Genomic DNA, 20,516 nt, shown 5'->3' on the forward strand with positions numbered 1-20,516 from the left:
AACAGCCATGACCACGACACCTCCGCGCATCTGGATGAGCAACGAAACCCCGCAGCAGGGCGAAATCGTGCGCGTGCGCACACAGGTCGCGCATGTGATGGAAAGCGGCTTCCGGCTGGATGCGGCGGGTCAGATCATGCCGCGCCAGATGATGACGCGCTTCGAGGCGCGGCTGGATGACGCCTTGCTGCTGACCTGGCTGCCGGAAATCGGCATCGCACAGAACCCCTATCTGGAATTCACCTTCAAGGCGCAGGCCTCGGGCCTGCTGCGCCTGCTTTGGGTCGATGACAGCGGCACCGAGATCCGCGCCGAGCGTCAGGTCACCCTCGCCTGACGCCCTTGGCGACCGTCCCGACTTGCGGCACAGTCACCAGCAGACAGGCAAAGGAGCATCGCGATGAAATCCTGGCTTCCCATTCTGCTGCTCAGCGCCATGCCCGCGCTGGCGGATGAGGTCGGCAAGGTCGGCGTCGACTGGGTCGGCAACGACATCCTGATCGAGGCGATCCCCGACCCAGAGGTGCAGGGCGTGACCTGTCATCTGGCCTATTTCGACCGCTCGGTCATCGACCGGCTGCGGCAGGGGAACTGGTTCGAGGATCCCTCGAACTCGGCCATCGAATGCAGCCAGACCGGGCCCATCGTCATCGGCGACATCGCGCGCGGCCCCGGGGGTGAGGACGTGTTCCGGGAATCGCGGTCGCTGTTTTTCAAATCGCTGCGGGTGAAGCGGATCTATGACGAAAAGAACCACGTGCTGATCTATCTGGCGCATGCCAATGAGGTCACCGAAGGCTCGGCCAAGATGTCGATCTCGACCGTCTACGTGCCGCAATAGGGCAGGCGATTCGGCCCGGTCACGGGTGCTGGCAGGGCCGAAAGCGCGCTGCCGCTGGCGATTCCTGCGATCTTTGCGCAACAACGCCATGACCTTCCCGGGTGTTACGTGTCGTTCCTGCGACGCTGGTCGCAACCCATGCCAGATTGGTGGACATGAGGGTCGCAGAGGGGTATTCAGCCCGCTGATACGGGAAGGATCGAATGACAGTTTCGTTCAAACACGCCAAATACGGCCTGGGTCAGGTCGTCAAACATCGCGAACATCCGTTTCGCGGCGTGGTGTTTGACGTGGACCCCGAATTCTCGAACACCGAGGAATGGTATCAGTCGATCCCCGAAGACGCCCGCCCGTCGCGCAATCAGCCCTTCTACCATCTCTATGCCGAGACTGAAGCGACCTATTATGTCGCCTATGTGTCAGAGCAGAACTTGATCCCCGATTTCTCGGGCGAGCCTTTGGATCACCCCGAGGTGATGGAGATGTTCGGCGAGTTCGATGACGGCCGCTATCCCCTGCAATTCGGGCTGAACTGACCGGGCAAGCAATTGATCCGGTAGGCGTCGCCCAAGGGCACGGTGAAGGCCAGAAGATTGCGCCGCCCCTCGCGGAAATAGCACAGGGAATAGGTCAGGTCCCGGATCAGGTGCCAGCCGAAGCCGCCCTCGGGCAACAGCTCCACATCCTCGGCCATGTCCTTATCCTGCACCCGCGCGGGGCAGTTAGCAGGCGGCAGAAGCGCAATCGGCAGCGGGATGCCGTCATCGGTGATCGCGCAGGCGATGCCGCCCACATGGCGCGCGACGCACAGATGCACCATTGGCGCCAGTTGGCGGCTGCCGGTCGGGCGCGCGGCGGGTTCGCCCGCGCCGTGCTGGCAGATGTTGTTGAGAACCTCAGCCAGTGCCAGCTCCAGCCGGTTGACCGCATCCTCATCGGCCGAGCGGGCCAGCAATTCGCGCAGCGCCATCAGGGCCGAGCGGACGGCCACCGGATCGGCCCGGAACAGCCGGTAAAAGATCGGCTTGCGGCTGGAGAGATGCGGCGGTTGCGGCATCTGCCGGATCGCGGCGCTGCAGGACATCATGGGCGGTCCCCCGGTACGGTCAGATCCGTCGGCTGCACGGGCAGGCGCAGGGGCAGCACGGCATCCATGCGCGTCAGGCGGAACACCCGCTCGACATTCGGGGTGATGCCGCAGATTTCCAGCTCCCGCGTCTTAGGCAGCGTCTTGAAGATGGCGATGACCGCCCCGAGACCCGAGCTGTCCATGAAGAGCACCTGACCCAGATCCAGCGTCACGGGCTGTTCGGTCTGGGACAGCACCTCGCGCACCTTGTCCTTGAACGCCGTGGCGACGGCGGCGTCCAGCCGAGGTTCATCGACCGAGATGTGCAGCCTGTCGTCCCGGGTCTGCATGGAAAGTTTCATCACAGGGTCCGTCCTGATGCGTTCAGACCTCTTGCTAGCCTGAAATCTTTACCAAGCGGTAAGCGGAAGTACGAAAAATTGATGCCACTTCTACGCATAATTGCGGTTGGCTTGGGTTAGGCTGAGGATGCAAGGACGGAAAGTTTCGGGTTGGTGGGTGGTAACAAGGTGACGGAATGGGGACGGGTTCGGCTTTCGGTCGCTTTCATGATGGCAGGGCTGGTTCTGCCGGTACCCGCCATGGCTGACGGCGCCTCCCGCCCGGCCGTGGCGCTGGAATGTCCCGAAGGTGGCGGTGGGGTGACGCAGCGTCTTTGCGCGCTTTTGACCGCCAGACTGTCCCAGGAAGGGCATGCGCTCGCGCCGGACACCGCGACGCGTCTGCGGTTGCAGGTCCGAATGCCTGCCAGCAACATCCTGTTCGCGCGTCTGCTGGTCGATGCGGATGGCCGGCAGAAGTCCTCGCCCGAACTGGAGTTGTCTGTCATGGATCGTGACGATATTCCCGAGGCTGCGCTCGACCGGTTCGCCGCGCGATTGTTGATGATTGCCCCCTTCTAGGCGGGAAAACTACGTGAATGAGGATGACGTCATGACCCAGAACCTGTTTGAGCGGCGCGAGAGTGCCGAGGCCGCGATCCGGACCGAGATCGCCGATGCGCCCGGCGGCACCTGGACCGGCTATCAGATGGCGGTGGGCGACAGTTTTTCCGGCCGGATCGGCTATGGCGGCGATCGCGACTGGGTCAAGGTCTGGCTGCCTGCGGGCACCTATACGCTGACGCTGAACGGGCAGGGTGGCCGCCCGCTCTCTGATCCCGTCCTGCGGTTTCACGATTCCCGCGGCGATCTGGTCTCGATGGACGACGACAGCGGTCCGGGCCTGAACTCAAAGATGACGATCAATATCGGGCAGGCGGGGATGTATTACCTTGAGGCCGGGGCCTTCGGAAGCTCGCAGGGAACCTATTCGATGTCGGTCACGCGCGGCGGTGCCCCCGATACCCCGATCTTTACGCCCGCCCAGATCGCGAACCAGCTGACCAATGGCTATTGGAACTCGACCGGCCGCGACTGGCGGGCCTTTGACGCCGATCCGGGCGATGTGCTGAATGTCGACCTGTCGGGGCTGACCGCGCGTGGCCGCCAGCTTGCGACGATGGCGCTTTCTGCATGGGAGCAGGTCTCGGGCCTCCGGTTCAACACCAATGGTTCGGGCAGCAATGTGGCGATCCGTTTTGATGATTCCGACAGTGGGGCATATTCGACCTCTTCGGTCGGCGGCAATGTAATCTATGACTCGTTCGTCAATGTCGCGACCGACTGGATTCAGGATTCGACCGGCTATGCAAACTATGCGTTCCAGACCTATATCCATGAGATCGGCCATGCTCTGGGTCTGGGCCATGCCGGGAATTACAACGGCAACGCGACCTATGGCTATGACAATCACTATGCCAACGATAACTGGCAATCCAGCGTGATGTCCTATTTCAGCCAGAGCGATAACACCTTCATTACCGCCAGTTTTGCCTATGTGATGACGCCGATGATCGCCGATATTCTGGCGATCCAGAAGCTTTACGGCATCACCGGGCTGCGCATGGGCGATACGACCTATGGCGAGACGACAAATCTGGCTGGCAACTACGGCATGATCGCCGGGCTGCTGCGCAATCCGTCCACGCGCAATGACGTCACCTTCACCATCGTCGATCATGGCGGTCGCGATCTTCTGGATCTGCACTCGGACGGGACGGGCCAGCAGATTTCGCTGATGCAGGGGACGACCTCCAGCGCCTATGGGCTGCGCGGGAATATCTCGATCGCTTATGGCACGATCATCGAATCCGTCCGCGCGGGCTGGGGCAGCGACCGGATCGAGGGCAATGTGGCCAACAACCTGCTGATGGCAGGCGGTGGAAATGACACGGTCTCTGGCGGCGCGGGCCATGACACGCTGGTGGGCGGTGCAGGGCGTGACCAGCTTTGGGGCGGGCCGGGCAATGATGTCTATCATGTCGACGGTCAGGATGTGGTGCATGAGGCGGCAGGGCAGGGGCGTGATATCATCATCGCCTCGACCAACCATGTGCTGGCGGCCAATATCGAGGAATTGCGGCTGAATGGTCCGAACGCCCGGCATGGCGATGGCAACGCGCTGGCGAACCGCATCGTCGGAAACCAGTATGCCAATACGCTGAACGGCTGGAACGGCAATGACACGCTGGTGGGCGGAGGCGGTCAGGACGTCTTCGTCTTCTCGCGTGGGCAGGATGTCGTGCAGGATTTCACCAATAACATCGACACCATCGCCTTCCACCGTGCGGTCTGGCAGGGCACGGCAAATTCGGTGCAGGCGGTGCTCGACATGTTCCGCGATACTTCGGCGGGGCTCTCGATCAACTTCGGCAACGGCAATTCGCTGCTGCTGGCCGGGGTCCATAATATCGAGGCTTTGCGCGACGACATCCTGCTTCTGTAAGGGCGGCGCGTCCCTTAGCGCCGACTTGCATTTCGACCAAAGACTGTCAGCATGAAAATCAGGCAACTGCCCGGAAACCGGGCAGGCCGCCGGAAACTGCGATGAACCTCTGGCCGCGATATGGACAGGTTCTTCCGGCCTGAAATGATGAGGGCAGGTCGGTAAGGGGGTCTGGAATGTATTATAACGAGATGATCGAGGGCAGCGACGTCCGCGAACCCTATTCGATGCTGTTTGATTGGATGGGCACCATGCCCAGCGACCTGCGACAGATGAAGCAGGCCGAGGCCGAGTCGATCTTTCGCCGCATCGGCATCACCTTCGCCGTCTATGGTGAGGGCGGCGACCCGGACCGGCTGATCCCCTTCGACATGATGCCCCGCGTCTTCATGCAAAGCGAATGGCGCAGGCTGGAGCGCGGCGTCAAGCAGCGCGCGCGTGCGCTGAACGCCTTCCTGCGCGACGTCTATGGCCGGGGAGAGATCATCCGCGCCCGCCGCATTCCCGAACGGCTGGTCTATCAGAATGACGCTTTTGAAAAGGCCGTCGTGGGCGTCGTGCCGCCGCGCGGGGTCTATAGCCATATCGTTGGCATCGACCTTGTGCGCACCGGGCGCGACGAATTCTATGTGCTGGAGGACAACTGCCGCACCCCCTCGGGCGTCAGCTATATGCTGGAAAATCGCGAGATCATGATGCGCATGTTCCCGGCCCTCTTCCGCTCGAACAAGATCGAGCCGGTCGACGCCTATCCCGAACTGCTGCGCCAGACGCTCGCCTCGGTCGCGCCGCGCAAATGCGATGGCGATCCGACGGTGGTTATCCTGACGCCCGGGCATTTCAACAGCGCCTATTACGAGCACAGCTTTCTGGCCAACCAGATGGGCATTGAACTGGTCGAGGGCAGCGACCTGTTTGTCGACGGCGAATATGTCTACATGCGCACGACCGAGGGGCCGAAACGGGTCGATGTCATCTATCGCCGCGTCGATGACAGCTTCCTTGATCCGCTGTGTTTCCGCCGCGATTCGATGCTGGGCGTGCCGGGCCTGATGGATGTCTATCGCGCGGGCGGGGTCAGCATCGCCTCGGCCCCCGGCGCGGGCGTCGCCGATGACAAGGCGGTCTATACCTATGTCCCCGAGATGATCCGCTTCTATCTGGGCGAAGAGCCGATCCTGAAGAACGTCCAGACCTGGTCGCTGTGGAAAGAGGACGATTACAAATACGTCCTGTCGCATCTGGACGAGCTGGTGGTGAAAGAGGTCCATGGCTCGGGCGGCTATGGCATGCTGATCGGGCCGAAATCGACCGCCGAGGAGATCGCCGAGTTCCGCAAGCGCATCGAGGCCAATCCCGGCAATTACATCGCCCAGCCGACGCTGGCGCTGTCGACCTGCCCGACCTTTGTCGAGGAAGGGGTGGCACCCCGCCATGTCGATCTGCGGCCGTTCTGCCTTTGCGGTGAAAGGGTTGAGCTGGTGCCCGGCGGGCTGACGCGGGTTGCGCTGCGCGAAGGCTCGCTGGTGGTGAACTCGTCGCAGGGCGGCGGGGTCAAGGACACCTGGGTCTTGTCGGAATAAGGGGGCCAATATGCTCAGCCGCACCGCCTCGCATCTGTTCTGGATGGGTCGTCATCTGGAACGCGCCGAAACCGCCGCCCGCCTGATGGATGTGGGCGCGCGCATCACCCTGATGCCCAACACGCCCGAAGGTTATCGCAACGAATGGCAGGCCCTGCTGCAGGCGGCAGGCAACGCGCAGGCCTTCGCCGAACGCTATGGCGAGGCGACGCAGGACAGCCTTGAAACCTATATGTTCTTTGACCGCGACAACCCGTCCTCGGTGGCGACCTGCCTTGAAAAGGCGCGCGAAGGTGGGCGGATCGTGCGCACGGCGCTGACCAGTCAGGCCTGGGATGCGCTCAACACCGCCTATCAGGAGTTCCGCGTGCTGGAGCGGCGGCCGCGCGGCAGCCTCGACACCGCCATGCTGACCGACTTCACCATGCATCACGCGGCGACCGTGCGCGGGGCGATTGCCTCGACTCAGTTGCGCAATGACGGCTGGCATTTCATGAACCTTGGCTATGCGCTGGAGCGCGCAGACGCCACGGCGCGCATGCTGGACGTCAAGTATTTCGTGCTGCTGCCCCGGGTCGAGTTCGTGGGCTCGGGTCTGGACACCTATCAATGGCAAGTGATCCTGCGCGCGCTCTCGGCCCATCGCGCCTTTCACTGGGCCTATGGTGGCGACATTACCGCCAGCAAAGTGGCCGATTTCCTGATCCTCAATCTGGAAAGCCCGCGTTCGATGCGCACCAGCCTGACCGAGGCGATGCATCACCTTGAAGGGCTGGCGAACCGCTATGGCCCCGGCGTGCCGGACAACGCCCGCGCCAAGGCGCAGGACGTGCTGCAGGCGCTGCTGGAGCGCGACATCGAGGCGATCTTCGACGAGGGCCTGCACGAGTTTCTCAGCTGGTTCATCGGTGAAATCGGCTCGATCTCGAACGCGGTCTATGACGACTACCTCAGCGGAAGGATGGAAGCATGAAGCTGCACATCGTCCACGAGACGCGCTATCGCTATGACACGCCCCTGACGGCGCTGGTGCAAAGCCTGCGCCTGACCCCTTCGATCTTCGAAGGTCAGCGGGCGTCCGACTGGAACATCAACGTCAGCGGCGGCATTCGCGGCTCGGCCTTTCGCGACGGGGCGGGTGACTGGATCGAGGCCTGGACCGTGCGCGGCCCGGTCGATGAGATTGTGGTGTCCATCGACGGGCAGGTCGAGACGCGCGACACCGCAGGCGTGCTGCGCGGGCATCGGGAAACCGTGAACCCGCTGGTCTATCTGCGCGCGACCCCGGCGACCGCGCTGGATGGCGATCTGCGCGGGCTTGCAGCCACGGCCTCGGGCGAGGACGGGCTGGCCCTTGCCCATGCGCTGGCCGCCGCCGTGGGCGAGGCGATCCGCTATCGCGTCGGTGTGACCGAGGTCTTCACCACCGCCGCCGAGGCGCTGGCATTGGGTGAGGGCGTCTGTCAGGACCATGCCCATGCGATGATCGCCTGCGCGCGCGCCCACGGGCTGCCGGCGCGCTATGTCTCGGGCTATCTGCATTCCAACATCGACGGAGAGCCGCATGACGCCGCCCATGCCTGGGCCGAGGTGCATACCGGCGTTCTGGGCTGGGTGGGCTTTGATGCGGCCAACCGCTGCTGCCCGGATGATCGGTATGTCCGGCTGGGTTCGGGCTTTGATGCCCATGACGCCGCACCCGTCCGGGGCATGGCCTTCGGGACCAGCGCCGAAAGCCTTGAGGTCCGGGTTTCGGTGCAAGAGGTCGAACAATAGTCCTGCCGGGCGCGATTGCCGTGTTGCGCCGCCGCCCGGCCGCGCTTAAATTCCAGCCGCTGTTCTTGCGGAAGACAAAATGACCTATTGCGTGGGCCTGAAACTGGACGCCGGACTGGTGCTTCTGTCCGATACGCGGACGAATGCCGGGCTGGATAACATCGCGGTCTATCGCAAGATGTTCTTCTTCGAGAAGCCCGGCGACCGCATCATCGCCATCATGACCGCAGGCAGCCTGTCGCTGACGCAGACGACGCTGGCCCGCCTGCATGAGGCGATTGCCAGCCCCGACGCCGATCCCAGCACCTCGATCATGCTGGCGGGCTCGATGCTGCAGGTGGCGACGATCATCGGCGAAACGCTCAGCCGGACCCGGCGCGAGATCGTCGAGCAATGCCGCGACCTGAACCAGCAGGCCAGCGCCAGCCTGATCGTCGCCGGTCAGCGCAAGGGCGGCCAGATGCGGCTGTTCCTGATCTATCCCGAGGGCAATTTCATCGAAGCGACCGAGGACACGCCCTTCCTGCAGATCGGTGAGCATAAATACGGCAAGCCGATCCTTGACCGCGTCGTGCGCCCGGAAACCGACCTGCTGGACGCGCAGAAGGCCGCGCTTCTGTCGATGGATTCCACGCTGCGCTCGAACCTGTCGGTCGGCATGCCGCTGGATCTGGCGGTGATCGAAAAGGACGCGCTGCAGATCAGCTTCAACCGCCGCATCCCCGAGGATGACCCGAAGTTTCGCGAAATGAGCGTCGCCTGGTCCGAGGCGCTGCGCGAAAGCTTCATCAAGATGCCGATCTGAATGATGCCCGCGCGGCCCAGGGCAAGGAAGCTTCTGCTGGCGCTGTTGATCCTTCTGGGCGGGTTGGGGCTGATGGCCCTTTGGCTTGATGCGCGCTTTACGGCGACAGCCGCACAGACCGAGGCCGCGCATGCCCGGCAAGAGGTTCTGCTGCTGCGCGAGGCGGGGCAGGCAGCCTGCGTGACCGCCGAGCAGATCACCCGCGCGGCGATCAGCCGGGGCTGGGCGGCCCAGCCCATCGGGGGTGATCGTCTGCGCGTCGCCTTCTCGTCTCGGATCAGGATGAAGAACCCGGATGTCGTGCTTTACGCCTTCGATGCGCGGGGCTGCCTGTTCCCTAGCCCTGCAATTCCTTGAGCTGATACAGCAGATCCAGCGCCTCGCGCGGGGTCAGACTGTCGGGATTGATCTCGCGCAGGCGCGCCTCGGCGGCGCTGGCCGGGGGCGCTGCGGCAGCCATGGGCGGAGGCGGGGCGGCGCGGAACAGCGGCAGATCGTCCAGCAGCATCTGCGGGCGCGCCTCACGTTCGCCGCTTTCCAGCGTGTGCAGGATCTCTTTCGCGCGCTCGACGACCGAGGCAGGCAGGCCCGCCAGCCGCGCCACCTGCACACCATAGCTGCGGTCGGCGGCACCTTTGCGGACCTCGTGCAGGAAGATCACCTCGCCTTCCCATTCGCGCACGGCGACCGTCGCGTTCTCGACCCCGTCGAGACGGGCCGAAAGCGAGGTCATCTCGTGGTAATGCGTCGCGAAAAGGGCGCGGCAGCGGTTGGTGGCGTGCAGATGCTCCATCACCGCCCAGGCGATGCTGAGCCCGTCCCAGGTCGCGGTGCCGCGTCCGATCTCATCCAGAATGACCAGCGCATGATCGTCGGCCTGATTGAGGATGGCGGCGGTCTCGACCATCTCGACCATGAAGGTCGAGCGGCCGCGCGCCAGATCGTCGGCGGCGCCCACGCGGCTGAAAAGCTGGCTGACAAGGCCGATATGGGCGCGCGTGGCGGGCACGAAAGCCCCGGCCTGCGCCAGAATGGCGATCAGCGCGTTCTGCCGCAGGAAGGTCGATTTACCGGCCATATTGGGGCCGGTCAGCAGCCAGATCGCAGGCGTGTCACCCGCCGTCAGGTCGCAGTCATTGGCCACAAAGGCCTCACCCTTGCGCTTCAGCGCACGCTCGACCACCGGGTGACGGCCGCCGTCGATCTGGAAGGCGCGGCTCGCGTCCACCTCGGGGCGGGTCCAGCCCTCGCCATTGGCCAGATCGGCAAAGGCTGCCTGCAAATCGATCTCGGCCAGCGCGCGGGCGGCCTGTCCGACGGGGCCTGCGCGGTCTAGGACGGCGCGGACCAGCCGGGCGAAAATCTCGCGCTCGATCTCCAGCGCGCGGTCGCGGGCGTTCAGGATGCGGGTTTCCAGCTCCGAGAGTTCGACCGTGGTGAAGCGGATCTGGTTCGCGGTGGTCTGGCGGTGGATGAAGCGTTCGTTCAGCGGCGCGGCCAGCATGCGTTCGGCATGGGTGGTCGTGGTTTCGATGAAATAGCCCAGCACATTGTTGTGCTTGATCTTCAGGCTGGTGACCCCGGTTTCCGAGATATATTCGGCCTGCATGCTGGCGATCACGCCGCGCCCCTCGTCGCGCAGCCGCCGCGTCTCGTCCAGATCGGGGTCATAGTCGGAGGCGGTGAAACCGCCGTCGCGGGTCAGAAGCGGCGGCTCGGCCACCAGTGCCTCGTCCAACAGGTCGATCAACTCGTCATGGCCGGTCAGGTCCTTCGCGGCCTGCGCCAGAATTCGGATGTCATCGTCGCCAAGCATGGCCGCGATGCTGGCCGCCTGCGTCAGGCCCGCGCGGATCGCCGCCAGATCGCGCGGCCCGCCCCGGTCCAGCGCCAGCCGGGACAGCGCGCGGTCCATGTCGGGCGCGCGCGACAGGGCGTCGCGCAACTGCGCGGTCAGCCGGGGATCGCCCGCCAGATGCGCGACGGCGGCGTGGCGTTCGTGGATCTCGTCCAGATCGCGCGAGGGCGCGCTGATGCGCCGGTCCAGAAGCCGCGCCCCCGCCGCCGTGACGGTGCGGTCGATCGCCGCCAGAAGCGAGCCTTCGCGGCCGCCCGACAGCGCCTGCGTCAGTTCCAGATTGCGCCGGGTCGCGGCGTCGATCTGCATCGCGCCGCCCGCGGCCTCGCGCACGGGCGGGCGGATCAGGGGCAGCTTGCCCTTCTGCGTCAGCTCCAGATAGTCGGCGATGGCGCCCATGGCCGACAGCTCGGCGCGGGAAAAGCTGCCGAACCCGTCGAGCGATTCCACCCCGAACAGCGACGACAGGCGGCGGATCGCGGCGGTGCTGTCAAAGCTGCCGCCGGGCAGTTCGGTCAGTGCGGTGCCGGTGTCGGCGGCCAGTTCCTCAAGCCGCGTGCCCTCGGCCACCAGCAGCTCGCGCGGGGCGTGGCGGGCCAGTTCCGGGCCAAGGCGCGACAGCGGGCAGGTGGTGACGCGGAACTGCCCGGTCGAGATATCGACCCAAGCCAGCGCCGCATCGTCGCGGACCTGCGCGAAACTGGCCAGAAAGTTGTGCCGCCGCGCTTCCAGCAGCGATTCCTCGGTCAGCGTGCCGGGGGTGACCAGCCGCACCACATCGCGTGCGACCACGGATTTCGAGCCGCGCTTCTTCGCCTCGGCCGGGTCCTCCATCTGCTCGGCGATGGCCACGCGGAAGCCCTTGCGGATCAGCGTCAGCAGATAGCTTTCGGCGGCATGGACCGGCACGCCGCACATGGGGATCGGCTCTCCCAGATGGGTGCCGCGTTTGGTCAGGGCGATGTCGAGGGCAGCTGCGGCGGCAATCGCATCCTCGAAGAACATCTCGTAGAAATCGCCCATGCGATAGAACAGCAGCGCGCCGGGGTTGGCCTCGCGGATCGCAAGGAACTGGGCCATCATCGGGGTGGGTTGGTCGCTCATGTCCGGCCTGATCTGCTGGTGTCGGGGTTTCTTCTAGGGGAAGGCGGCCCGCAGGGGAAGGCGCGCAAGGTGAACCTGGGCGCGCGCCGGGTCCGCTTTGCCCGGTGAAACCGGGGCAGAAGGGTGGGGCCGACAACTGCGTCAGGGGGCATCCGATGCATGTCGGGCTGACCCTGACCGGGTAAGATCCTGTCCAGAAATACAGGCATCTGCCGTGGCGTCGCGGGCCAGAAAACCTTTGCGTTGCAGGCCACTATGTCGCAACACTGTTACCCGTCGCCGTTAGGTGGCAGCTCTGTCCCGGCGACCGGGCAGACTGAAAGTATGGAGTTGACCTATGACCATCCAATCGACTGCTGCGGGCCTCGCGGCGCTGGTGGCGCTGGCTGCCTCGGGTGCGGCGTCGGCACAGGAATTCGACCTTGCGGCCCTGGAAGAGGCGGCGAAGGCGGAAGGCATGCTGACCACGATCGCGCTGCCGCATGACTGGTGCGGCTATGGCGATGTGATCGCCGGCTTCAAGGCAAAATACCCCGAAATCAAGGTCAACGAACTGAACCCCGACGCGGGCTCGGCCGATGAGCTTGAGGCGATCCGCGCCAACAAGGACAACAAGGGCCCGCAGGCACCCGACGTCATCGACGTGGGCCTGTCCTTCGGCCCGCAGGCACAGGCCGAGGGCCTGCTGCAGCCCTACAAGGTCTCGACCTGGGACACGATCCCGGATGATGCCAAGGATGCCGAAGGCCACTGGTACGGCGACTATTACGGTGTGATGGCCTTTGGTGTGAACACCGATCTGGTCGACACCGTGCCGACCAGTTGGAAAGACCTGACCAAGCCCGAATACGCCAACGCCTTCGCGCTGGCCGGTGACCCGCGCGCCTCGGCGCAGGCGATCATCTCGGTCATGGCGGCGGGTCTGGCCAATGGCGGCGAGGCCGGTGAAAGCTCGGGCCAGAAGGGCATGGAGCTGATGGCCGAGGTCAACAAGGCCGGGAACTTCGTTCCTGTCATCGGCAAATCGGCCACCATCGCGCAGGGCGCGACGCCGATCGTCACCGCCTGGGACTATAACCTGCTTAGCTGGCGCGACAGCCTGAACGGCAACCCCCCGGTCGAGGTCGTGATCCCGACCGACGGCGTGGTCGCGGGCGTCTATGTGCAGGGCATCTCGGCCTATGCACCGCATCCGAACGCCGCCAAGCTGTGGATGGAGTACCTTTATTCGGACGAAGGTCAGCTGGGCTGGCTGAAGGGCTATTGCCACCCGATCCGCTTCAACGATCTGGTCAAGAACGGCAAGGTTCCGCAGGAGCTGCTGAACGCCCTGCCCCCGGCGGATGCCTATGAAAAGGCCATCTTCCCGACGCTGGAACAGCAAGAGGCCAACAAGAAGGTCATCACCGAAGGTTGGGATTCCGTTGTCGGCGCGGCCGTCAAGGAATAAGCAAGATCAAGACCATGGCCCTGCCCGCAGGCGGGGCCATTTTCAGGGAATAGGGACGGTATGAAACAGATCGGCTGGAACTGGCTGGGCATTCTGCCCTTTTTCGCCTTCGCGCTGCTGTTTCTGGTGCTGCCCACGATGAACATTGTCGTGGGCGCGTTCCGCACCCCGGACGGAGGCTTCACGCTGGCCAATATTCAGGGCCTCGCCTCGCCCCGGATCATCGACAGCTTCGCCATCTCGATCAAGATTTCGCTGGCCTCGGCGTTGCTGGGCTGCCTGATCGGCTTTGCCATGGCGGCGGCGGTCGTCTTCGGCGGCGTGCCGGGCTGGCTGAAAGCACCGCTGATGACCTTTTCGGGCGTCGCGTCGAACTTTGCTGGCGTGCCGCTGGCCTTCGCCTTCATCGCCACGCTGGGCCGGGTCGGGCTGGTCACGATGCTGCTGAAGCAATGGTTCGGCATCAACATCTATGCGATGGGCTTCAACCTCTTGTCCTTCTGGGGCCTGACGCTGACCTATCTGTTCTTCCAGATCCCGCTGATGATCCTGATCATCACCCCCGCGCTTGAGGGCCTGAAGCGCGAATGGCGCGAGGCGGCCGAGGTGCTGGGCGCCTCGACCAGCCAGTACTGGCGCATGGTGGCGCTGCCGATCCTGTTCCCGTCGCTGCTGGGCACGTTTGCGCTGCTGTTTGCCAACAGCTTCGGCGCGGTCGCCACGGCCTATGCGTTGACCGGATCGTCGCTGTCGATCGTGCCCATCATGCTGTTTGCGCAGATCCGAGGCGACGTGCTGCAGGACCCGCATCTGGGCTATGCCATGGCCTTCGCGATGATCGTGGTGACCGGGCTTGCGAACCTTGCCTATGTCATCATGCGCACCCGCGCCGAAAGGTGGATGCGATGAAACGCTTCTGGTCCTGGGCCGCCATCATCTTTGGCGGCCTTTACTTCCTGCTGCCGCTGATCGGCACCATCGAGTTCTCGCTGCGGATGCGGCGGGGCGAGTATACGCTGGACGCCTATCGCTCGGTCCTGAATGACGCGGCCTTCCGCCAGACCTTCAGCTATTCGGTGATCATGGCGCTGGCGACCATCGTGCTGGGCGTGCTGATCGTCGTGCCGACTGCCTATTGGGTGCGTCTGCGCCTGCCCCGGCTGCGCCCGGTGATCGAGTTCATCACGCTGCTGCCCTTGGTCATTCCGGCCATCGTCGTCGTCTTCGGCTATATCCGGCTTTACAATACCTCCTCGATCCTGCCGCTGACCGGCACGGCCTCGGGGACGAACCTGCTTCTGCTGTTCGGCTATGCGACGCTGGCGCTGCCCTATATGTACCGCGCCGTGGACACCGGACTGTCGACGCTGGACGTACGCTCGCTGACCGAGGCGGCGCAGTCGCTGGGCGCGGGCTGGGTGCGCATCATCGGCCGCCTGATCCTGCCGAATGTGCTGGGCGCGGTGATGTCGGGGGCGTTTTTGTCCTTCGCCATTGTGATCGGCGAATTCACCATGGCCGCGCTTCTGAACCGCCCCGCCTTCGGCCCCTATATGCAGCTTCTGGGCGCGAACCGCGCCTATGAGCCCGCCGCCCTGGCCGTCATCGCCTTCGCGGTGACCTGGGGCTGCATGGGCATCATGCAACTGATTTCCCGCCTGTTCGGCGTGCGAAGGACCGCGAAATGAGCTTTCTGGACCTCAACCATCTTGAGAAATCCTTCGGCCCGACCAAGGTCGTCCAAGACTTCGACATGAAGGTCGAAAAGGGCGAGTTCATCTCGTTCCTGGGGCCGTCGGGCTGCGGCAAGACCACGGTGCTGCGCATGGTTGCGGGGTTCGAGACGCCGACCTCGGGCAGCGTGCGCATCGGCGGGCAGGACGTGACCCGGCTGCGCCCGAACCAGCGCCAGATTGGCATGGTCTTCCAGTCCTATGCGCTGTTTCCGAACCTGACCGTCGCCGACAATGTGGGCTTCGGCCTGAAGGTCGCGGGCACGCCGCGCGCCGAACGCGCCGCGCGGGTGCAAGAGATGCTGGACCTGATCGGCCTGCCGGATCTGGGCAGCCGTTATCCGTGGCAACTGTCTGGCGGCCAGCAGCAGCGGGTCGCGCTGGCTCGCGCGCTGGCTCCGCGTCCGCGCGTGCTGCTGCTGGATGAGCCGCTGTCGGCGCTGGATGCCAAGATCCGCGTCAGCCTGCGCAACCAGATCCGCGAGATTCAGCGCCAGCTGGGCATCACCACGATTTTCGTGACCCATGATCAGGAAGAGGCGCTGTCGATCTCGGACCGGGTGGTGGTCATGCATCGCGGCGTGGCCGATCAGATCGGTGCCCCGCATGAGGTCTATAACAGCCCCGCCACCCCCTTCGTCGCCAGCTTTGTGGGCACGCTGAACCGGTTGACGGCCGAGGTGCTGGACCCGGCGCGCGGGCTGGTGCGCATCGCTGGGGCCGAGGTTGATCTGCAGCGCCCTGTGGCTGCGGGCTCAATCCAGCTCGGCACGCGCCCGGAAGGGCTGCAACTGTCGCAAAGCGGCATCCCCGCCACCGTCACCGGCGTCGAGTTTCTGGGTGCCGTCCAGCGCATCCGCGCCGAGGTCGAAGGCCAGCCCATCGTCATTGACCGCTTCAACGCGCCCGGTGCCCAGATCCCGCAGGCGGGCGATCTGGTCCGCGTTGCCGGTGCCGCGACGTCATGGTTGCCTCTGGAAGACGAAAAGCGCTGAGGAACTGCCGAAAAGAATATGTGTCGTCCTGTCGCAGGCAGGCGTTTAATCTGAGCCAAGTTGACCCGAGTCGGCCCGATCCCGGACCCCCGCGAGGCAGCGGTATCTGGTGAGTTTTAAATATGGCAATTTTACCTGGAACGTCCGGCAATGACAGCCTGACCGGTGGGGCGGGCGACGACCTGATCACCGGCGGCGCGGGGAACGACATCCTCGACGGTGGCGCGGGCAGCGATACGGTTGATGGCGGCGACGGCTCGGACCTGCTGCACTGGGGCGAGAACCCGGGGGCCACAGGCGACCACGACATCTATCATGGTGGCTCGACCGGCGAGAATTACGACGAAAACCGTTACGGCAACCGCGACGGAGGCGACACGCTGAGCCTTCACGGCACGCATGGCTTCGACGTCCATTTCACAAACTCCGAGGATGGCACCGCGACCGACGCCTATGGCAACACGCTGACCTTCGACGGAATCGAGCGTTTCGAGGGCAGCGCAGGCAACGACCATATCGACGCCAGCGGCGCTCAGGGCGTGCCCGCGCATGACGGAACCCCCGTTCACGGCCTGACCATCCTCGCGGGTGAGGGCGACGATTACATCCATGGCAGCGAACTGGCCGATGTGCTCGATGGTGGCGCGGGCAATGACACCGTCTATGGCGGCGGCGGCGATGATCTGATCCAAAGCAGCATCGGCGACGATCTGGTCTATGGCGGCGACGGGGCCGATGGCATCCGCTGGGGTCTGGGCGATCCTAATATCCCCACCGGCCACGACACCTATTGGGGCGGCGAAAGCGCGAACCCCTATGAGGAGGATACGCTCAACGCCTGGCACATAGACCAGAACGGCAACGGCGTGCGGCTTGTCTTCACCGATGTCGAAGGCGGCATGGGCTATGATTTTGCCGGGACCAGCTCGCTGGAGTTCCACGAATTCGAGAGCATCCGCACCGGCGGCGGGCATGACACCATCAATGCATCCGGTGCGGTCACCGACGGCGGCAAGGGCATCAAGGTCAGCACGAACTGGGGCAATGACTCGATCACCGGCAGCGACGCCGATGACCTGATCGAGGCGGGCGAGGGGGCCGACACCATCGAGGGTGGTGCCGGCAATGATTTCATTGCGCTGTCCTATGACATCTTTCAGCCGGTCAGCCCGGTCGATCAGGAATCGGATCTGCTGATCCTGCGCGACGATTTCGGGAGCGATCTGGTCAGGGGCTTCTCGCTGGGCAACGGCCAGCTTGACCCCGAAGGCCGTCCGGCGGCGATGGACCGTCTGGACGTCAGCGATCTGCATGATGCCGACGGCAATCCGGTCAATCTGCAGGACGTCGTGGTCTCCTCCGTGACGCTCAACGGTGTCGAAAGCGCGGTCCTGACCTTCCCGAATGGCGAGACGCTGACACTTCACAACATCAAGGCCGCCGATCTGACGCCGCAAGTCCTGAACCAGATGGGCATTCCCTGCTTCTGTCAGGGCACGCTTTTGCGCACCCATGAGGGTGAGAAGCGGGTCGAGGATCTGGCGGTCGGCGATCTGGTCTGGACGCATGACCATGGGCTGCAGCCGATCCGCTGGATCGGGCGGCGCAAGCTGGACCGGATTGACCTGACGCTGGCCCCGAAGCTGCGCCCGATCCGCATTCGTACGGGGGCCTTGGGCAAGGGTGTGCCGCATAGCGACCTGATGGTCTCGCCCCAGCATCGGATGCTGGTCCGCTCATCCATCACGCATCGGATGTTCGGCAGCGATGAGGTGCTGGTTGCGGTCAAGCATCTGCTGGAGCTGGACGGGGTCGAGCAGATCGACACGGATGAGGTCGAATATTTCCACCTGCTGTTCGACGGGCATGAGATCCTTTGCTCGAACGGGGCGGAAAGCGAATCCCTCTATACCGGGGCCGAGGCGCTGAAATCGGTGGGGCCTGCCGCGCGGGATGAGATCTTCGCGCTTTTCCCCGAGCTGCGCGATCATCCGTTCGAGGCCGCGCGTCCGATCATCTCCGGGGCGAAGGCGCGCAAGATGGCATGGCGTCACCGCTGCAATTCGCGCCCGCTTTACGCTTCGTGATCGCAGATGGCGCATTCTCGCGCCATCATCCTCCGGCCTCAGCCGTCGCGGCGCTGCTTGATCGCGGCCAGCGCATGTCCCGGCAGGATCGCAAAACCCTTGGCATAGCGCGTCGCAAGACGGCGCGGGTTCGAAAGCATGCGCCACATCCATTCCATCTTGACCTTGCGCACAAGGCTGGGGGCCCGCGTCTGCTGGCCCGACAGGAAGTCGAGCCCTGCGCCAATCGAGGCAAAGCCCATGCCCGGCAGCGCATCGCGCGCGCGGATTGCAAAGATCTCTTGCCGGGGCGCGCCCAGAGCCAGAAAGCACAGCCTTGCGCCCGAGGCGCGCAGCCGGTCGATGACCTCGGCCCCTTCCTCGCCCATCGGGTCGAAGGGAAAGCCGGGGGCATGGATCAGCGCGACCTCCAGCCCCGGCACCCGGTCCTGCATGGCACGGGCGGATTTCTGCAACGCGGCCACATTGCCGCCGATCAGCGCGACCGGCGCGCCCTCGCTGGCGGCAAGCTGGGCCAAGGGCAGGACCAGATCCGAACCCGGAGCCAGCCCGACGGGCTTTCCGGCCAGTTTCGACAGCCAGACGATGGGGTTGCCATCGGCGCAGACCAGATCATGCGCGGCATAGGCGCGGCGGAAGGCGGGGTCCTCGCCCAGCCGCTGCAGGTGGTCGACATTGATCGTCGCCAGCGCGAAACTATGCCCTTGGCGCAGCCGCTGGCGGGCGGCAGACAGAACGGCGCTGGAATCGCTACAATTTACCCTGACGGCATTGCCGTCCGGGAACGTGAATTGCATGATGGCCCCCGTTCATATCATCTGCGCGCAAGATGTGCCGCGCGGGTTGGGAATGCAACGAAGTTCGGCCAGTCTGGTCAAGGATCCAAGTAGATGCCCGTTCTGGCCACAGTGATGCTGCTGATCTGGCCCATCGTCGTGATGGTCCTGTTCTCGCGTCTGGACAAGCCGCGCGCGATGGTCTGGTCGATCCTCGCGGGCTATCTGGTGCTGCCGCAGCTGGTGATGATCGACCTTCCGGCGATTCCCGGCCTTGGTAAGACCGAGATCCCGGCCATGGCGGCGCTGGCCATGCTGTTCCTTACGCGCGAACGCGATCCCTATCCGCAGCCGCCGCCCATGGGGTTTCTAGTACTCGCGCTGCTGGCGGTGAACGTCATCGCCCCGGTCTTCACCGCGATGACCAACCCCGACCCCATCGTCGACGGCATCAACTATCGCCCAGCCCTGTCGCTGAGCGAGGGGATTGGCGACGGGATCCTTGCGTTTTGCGGGCTGATCCCCTTCATCCTCGGTTACCGCCTCTTGTGGGATGCGAAGGGCGCGCTTTTGCTGATGCGCGCGCTGGTCGCCGGGATTCTGGTCTATTCGGTCCTCATGGTGATCGAGGTGCGGCTGAGCCCGCAGATGAACGTCTGGGTCTATGGCTTCTTTCAGCATGATTTCATCCAGACCATGCGGTATGGCGGCTTCCGGCCCATCGTCTTCCTGCAGCATCCACTGTGGGTCGCGTTCCTGACCATGTCGGCCTTCATCTCGGCGGTGACGATTGCGAAGATCGACCCCCAGCGCCGCAATGTGCTGATCGCGCTGTACCTTGCGCCGGTGCTGTTCATCTGCAAATCCGCCGGAGCCCTGATGGCGGCGGCGATGGCGGTGCCGCTGGTAATGCTGGCGCGCCCAAGGCTGATGGTGACTTTCGCGACCGTGCTGGGGGTGATGGTCTTTTCTTATCCGATCATGCGCTCGGCCTCCTGGATGCCCCTGCAGGAGATCGTCGACCTCGCCATGTCCGCCTCGCCTGAGCGGGGCCGCTCGCTGGAGTTTCGCCTGATGAACGAGGACATCCTGCTGGAGCGCGCCATGGAGCGGCCGCTGTTCGGCTGGGGTGGCTGGGGCAGGCCGCTGTTTCTAGACCCGCATAACGGACGCCTTGCCTCGATCCCCGACGGGCAATGGGTCTTGTGGATCGGGCTGCGCGGCGTCGTGGGCTATGTCGGGCAGTTCCTGCTGCTTCTGCTGCCGATCCTTGCGATGTTCCGGTCGCTGCCGCGCCGCAAGAACCGGATCGATCATTCCGAGGCAATGGCGCTGGGGTGTGTTACGCTGATCCTGGCGCTGAATATGCTTGATCTGATTCCCAATGCGACGCTGACGCCCTTGACCTGGCTGATGGCCGGATCGGTGCTGGGGAACGCGCACCGGTTGCGCTATGGTGTCGCAGTTCAGGGCAACGTGGTGCAACCCACCCCCATGCTGCCTAAAAAGTCAGGCATTCAGACGGTTTTATAGTTGGTTCCCAGCGGCCGTATTTTGTATTCGGATCAACGATTACTTATTTTATTTCCGTA

20 protein-coding genes are annotated in these 20,516 nt (G+C 64.3%); 16 read left to right on the forward strand and 4 right to left on the reverse strand.

Annotated features, from left to right (window positions below):
• The first annotated feature begins 7 nt into the window (after positions 1-7).
• The 3 genes from IQ24_RS05215 to hspQ all read left to right on the forward strand — a co-directional run bounded on the left by IQ24_RS05215 (position 8) and on the right by hspQ (position 1,377).
• On the forward strand, positions 8-337 hold the full coding sequence (locus IQ24_RS05215) for a thiosulfate oxidation carrier complex protein SoxZ (RefSeq protein ID WP_145396755.1): 330 nt from the start codon (positions 8-10) through the stop codon (positions 335-337).
• A gap of 63 nt (positions 338-400) precedes the next feature.
• Positions 401-841, forward strand: a complete 441-nt coding sequence (locus IQ24_RS05220; RefSeq protein WP_145396756.1) for a CreA family protein — start codon at positions 401-403, stop codon at positions 839-841.
• Between the two features lie 203 nt (positions 842-1,044).
• Positions 1,045-1,377, forward strand: coding sequence for a heat shock protein HspQ (gene hspQ / locus IQ24_RS05225; RefSeq protein ID WP_145396757.1), 333 nt, complete (start codon positions 1,045-1,047; stop codon positions 1,375-1,377).
• On the opposite strand, the gene IQ24_RS05230 is transcribed toward hspQ, so the two are convergent.
• Entirely contained in the window at positions 1,350-1,925 is a 576-nt protein-coding gene (locus IQ24_RS05230) for an ATP-binding protein (RefSeq protein WP_145396758.1), read from the reverse strand. The genes hspQ and IQ24_RS05230 overlap by 28 nt on opposite strands.
• Positions 1,925-2,272 (reverse strand): STAS domain-containing protein, encoded by a 348-nt coding sequence (locus IQ24_RS05235; RefSeq protein ID WP_145396759.1) that lies wholly within the window; start codon positions 2,270-2,272, stop codon positions 1,925-1,927. Before IQ24_RS05235 ends, IQ24_RS05230 begins: the two co-directional genes overlap by 1 nt.
• Before the next feature lie 240 nt (positions 2,273-2,512).
• Here IQ24_RS05235 and IQ24_RS05240 point away from each other — a divergent pair, with 240 nt between their 5' ends.
• The 7 genes from IQ24_RS05240 to IQ24_RS05270 all read left to right on the forward strand — a co-directional run bounded on the left by IQ24_RS05240 (position 2,513) and on the right by IQ24_RS05270 (position 9,278).
• Positions 2,513-2,833, forward strand: a complete 321-nt coding sequence (locus IQ24_RS05240; protein WP_145396760.1) for a hypothetical protein — start codon at positions 2,513-2,515, stop codon at positions 2,831-2,833.
• 31 nt (positions 2,834-2,864) lie between these two features.
• On the forward strand, positions 2,865-4,757 hold the full coding sequence (locus tag IQ24_RS05245) for a M10 family metallopeptidase (protein WP_145396761.1): 1,893 nt from the start codon (positions 2,865-2,867) through the stop codon (positions 4,755-4,757).
• 176 nt (positions 4,758-4,933) lie between these two features.
• Positions 4,934-6,340 (forward strand): circularly permuted type 2 ATP-grasp protein, encoded by a 1,407-nt coding sequence (locus IQ24_RS05250; RefSeq protein WP_145396762.1) that lies wholly within the window; start codon positions 4,934-4,936, stop codon positions 6,338-6,340.
• 10 nt (positions 6,341-6,350) lie between these two features.
• A complete protein-coding gene (locus IQ24_RS05255) occupies positions 6,351-7,313 on the forward strand; it encodes an alpha-E domain-containing protein (RefSeq protein ID WP_145396763.1) in 963 nt (320 codons plus the stop codon).
• Positions 7,310-8,116: a transglutaminase family protein gene (locus IQ24_RS05260; protein ID WP_145396764.1), complete on the forward strand. Its 807-nt coding sequence runs from the start codon at positions 7,310-7,312 to the stop codon at positions 8,114-8,116. The genes IQ24_RS05255 and IQ24_RS05260 overlap by 4 nt, the downstream gene beginning before the upstream one ends.
• Positions 8,117-8,195: 79 nt before the next feature.
• Positions 8,196-8,921 carry a proteasome-type protease gene (locus IQ24_RS05265; protein WP_145396765.1) on the forward strand — a complete coding sequence of 242 codons (726 nt, stop codon included), beginning with the start codon at positions 8,196-8,198 and terminating at the stop codon, positions 8,919-8,921.
• Positions 8,922-9,278 (forward strand): hypothetical protein, encoded by a 357-nt coding sequence (locus IQ24_RS05270; RefSeq protein ID WP_145396766.1) that lies wholly within the window; start codon positions 8,922-8,924, stop codon positions 9,276-9,278.
• Here the strand turns inward: IQ24_RS05270 and mutS are convergent.
• Positions 9,259-11,883, reverse strand: a complete 2,625-nt coding sequence (gene mutS / locus IQ24_RS05275; RefSeq protein WP_145396767.1) for a DNA mismatch repair protein MutS — start codon at positions 11,881-11,883, stop codon at positions 9,259-9,261. The two genes, IQ24_RS05270 and mutS, sit on opposite strands and share 20 nt — an antisense overlap.
• 337 nt (positions 11,884-12,220) lie before the next feature.
• Between mutS and IQ24_RS05280 the strand changes: the two genes are divergently transcribed.
• From IQ24_RS05280 to IQ24_RS05300, 5 genes are all read left to right on the forward strand, one after another.
• Positions 12,221-13,333 (forward strand): ABC transporter substrate-binding protein, encoded by a 1,113-nt coding sequence (locus tag IQ24_RS05280; protein ID WP_145396768.1) that lies wholly within the window; start codon positions 12,221-12,223, stop codon positions 13,331-13,333.
• Between the two features lie 60 nt (positions 13,334-13,393).
• A complete protein-coding gene (locus tag IQ24_RS05285) occupies positions 13,394-14,242 on the forward strand; it encodes an ABC transporter permease (RefSeq protein WP_145396769.1) in 849 nt (282 codons plus the stop codon).
• Entirely contained in the window at positions 14,239-15,021 is a 783-nt protein-coding gene (locus tag IQ24_RS05290) for an ABC transporter permease (protein ID WP_145396770.1), read from the forward strand. The genes IQ24_RS05285 and IQ24_RS05290 overlap by 4 nt, the downstream gene beginning before the upstream one ends.
• A complete protein-coding gene (locus IQ24_RS05295; protein WP_145396771.1) occupies positions 15,018-16,061 on the forward strand; it encodes an ABC transporter ATP-binding protein in 1,044 nt (347 codons plus the stop codon). Before IQ24_RS05290 ends, IQ24_RS05295 begins: the two co-directional genes overlap by 4 nt.
• A 122-nt stretch (positions 16,062-16,183) precedes the next feature.
• Positions 16,184-18,148 carry a Hint domain-containing protein gene (locus IQ24_RS05300; RefSeq protein ID WP_145396772.1) on the forward strand — a complete coding sequence of 655 codons (1,965 nt, stop codon included), beginning with the start codon at positions 16,184-16,186 and terminating at the stop codon, positions 18,146-18,148.
• Positions 18,149-18,186: 38 nt separating this feature from the next.
• Here IQ24_RS05300 and IQ24_RS05305 read toward each other — a convergent pair whose 3' ends face one another.
• Entirely contained in the window at positions 18,187-18,945 is a 759-nt protein-coding gene (locus IQ24_RS05305) for a WecB/TagA/CpsF family glycosyltransferase (protein WP_145396773.1), read from the reverse strand.
• A 93-nt stretch (positions 18,946-19,038) separates the two neighbouring features.
• On the opposite strand from IQ24_RS05305, the gene IQ24_RS05310 reads away from it, so the two are divergent.
• Entirely contained in the window at positions 19,039-20,457 is a 1,419-nt protein-coding gene (locus IQ24_RS05310) for a hypothetical protein (protein ID WP_145396774.1), read from the forward strand.
• Positions 20,458-20,516: the final 59 nt, after the last annotated feature.

Origin of the sequence: Paracoccus sulfuroxidans (genome assembly GCF_007830335.1) — a bacterium.
Classification (GTDB): Bacteria; Pseudomonadota; Alphaproteobacteria; order Rhodobacterales; family Rhodobacteraceae; genus Paracoccus; species Paracoccus sulfuroxidans.

Excerpts from the sequence above, each read along its gene's own strand:
- IQ24_RS05215 (WP_145396755.1), top strand. The coding sequence starts at position 8 with ATGACCACGACACCTCCGCGCATCTGGATGAGCAACGAAACCCCGCAG.
- IQ24_RS05220 (WP_145396756.1), top strand. The coding sequence starts at position 401 with ATGAAATCCTGGCTTCCCATTCTGCTGCTCAGCGCCATGCCCGCGCTG.
- hspQ (WP_145396757.1), top strand. The coding sequence starts at position 1,045 with ATGACAGTTTCGTTCAAACACGCCAAATACGGCCTGGGTCAGGTCGTC.
- IQ24_RS05230 (WP_145396758.1), bottom strand. The coding sequence starts at position 1,925 with ATGTCCTGCAGCGCCGCGATCCGGCAGATGCCGCAACCGCCGCATCTC.
- IQ24_RS05235 (WP_145396759.1), bottom strand. The coding sequence starts at position 2,272 with ATGAAACTTTCCATGCAGACCCGGGACGACAGGCTGCACATCTCGGTC.
- IQ24_RS05240 (WP_145396760.1), top strand. The coding sequence starts at position 2,513 with ATGGCTGACGGCGCCTCCCGCCCGGCCGTGGCGCTGGAATGTCCCGAA.
- IQ24_RS05245 (WP_145396761.1), top strand. The coding sequence starts at position 2,865 with ATGACCCAGAACCTGTTTGAGCGGCGCGAGAGTGCCGAGGCCGCGATC.
- IQ24_RS05250 (WP_145396762.1), top strand. The coding sequence starts at position 4,934 with ATGTATTATAACGAGATGATCGAGGGCAGCGACGTCCGCGAACCCTAT.
- IQ24_RS05255 (WP_145396763.1), top strand. The coding sequence starts at position 6,351 with ATGCTCAGCCGCACCGCCTCGCATCTGTTCTGGATGGGTCGTCATCTG.
- IQ24_RS05260 (WP_145396764.1), top strand. The coding sequence starts at position 7,310 with ATGAAGCTGCACATCGTCCACGAGACGCGCTATCGCTATGACACGCCC.
- IQ24_RS05265 (WP_145396765.1), top strand. The coding sequence starts at position 8,196 with ATGACCTATTGCGTGGGCCTGAAACTGGACGCCGGACTGGTGCTTCTG.
- IQ24_RS05270 (WP_145396766.1), top strand. The coding sequence starts at position 8,922 with ATGATGCCCGCGCGGCCCAGGGCAAGGAAGCTTCTGCTGGCGCTGTTG.
- mutS (WP_145396767.1), bottom strand. The coding sequence starts at position 11,883 with ATGAGCGACCAACCCACCCCGATGATGGCCCAGTTCCTTGCGATCCGC.
- IQ24_RS05280 (WP_145396768.1), top strand. The coding sequence starts at position 12,221 with ATGACCATCCAATCGACTGCTGCGGGCCTCGCGGCGCTGGTGGCGCTG.
- IQ24_RS05285 (WP_145396769.1), top strand. The coding sequence starts at position 13,394 with ATGAAACAGATCGGCTGGAACTGGCTGGGCATTCTGCCCTTTTTCGCC.
- IQ24_RS05290 (WP_145396770.1), top strand. The coding sequence starts at position 14,239 with ATGAAACGCTTCTGGTCCTGGGCCGCCATCATCTTTGGCGGCCTTTAC.
- IQ24_RS05295 (WP_145396771.1), top strand. The coding sequence starts at position 15,018 with ATGAGCTTTCTGGACCTCAACCATCTTGAGAAATCCTTCGGCCCGACC.
- IQ24_RS05300 (WP_145396772.1), top strand. The coding sequence starts at position 16,184 with ATGGCAATTTTACCTGGAACGTCCGGCAATGACAGCCTGACCGGTGGG.
- IQ24_RS05305 (WP_145396773.1), bottom strand. The coding sequence starts at position 18,945 with ATGCAATTCACGTTCCCGGACGGCAATGCCGTCAGGGTAAATTGTAGC.
- IQ24_RS05310 (WP_145396774.1), top strand. The coding sequence starts at position 19,039 with ATGCCCGTTCTGGCCACAGTGATGCTGCTGATCTGGCCCATCGTCGTG.